The sequence below is a fragment of the Streptomyces sp. AC555_RSS877 genome, from assembly GCF_019049245.1.
Classification (GTDB): Bacteria; Actinomycetota; Actinomycetes; order Streptomycetales; family Streptomycetaceae; genus Streptomyces.
On the sequence record NZ_JAGMUK010000149.1, the window covers coordinates 1 to 362 of the forward strand.

Annotated in this window: 1 protein-coding gene; it reads right to left on the reverse strand. The window is 72.1% G+C overall.

From position 1 onward, the window contains the following. On the reverse strand, positions 1-362 hold a 362-nt coding region (locus KUM49_RS37885), incomplete at both ends, for a helix-turn-helix domain-containing protein (RefSeq protein ID WP_374200253.1).

Sequence of the window (362 nt, forward strand, 5' to 3'; positions counted from 1 at the left end):
TGCGTCGGCTTGGCCGCGCAGGAAGTCGGCCCAGGTGTGGCTCTGTCTCTCCGGCGCGGGCGGAATGCCGTGCTCCTTCAGGATCTCCCAGACGGTGGAGGCGGCGACTTGGATGCCCAGGGCCGCGAGCTCGCCGTGGATCCGGCGGTACCCCCAGGAGGCATTCTCCCGGGCGAGGCGCAGGACCAGGGTGCGGATCGAGCGGGTCGTGGGCGGGCGCCCGCGGCGCTTCGGCACGCAGGTCGCGGCATGGCGCCGCTTGAGCAGATCGCGGTGCCAGCGCAAGATCGTGTCCGGCTGTACCAGCAGCAGGAGCTGTCGCAGCCTGTCTCTCGGGAGGCGGTGGAGCAGGCCGGCGAGGA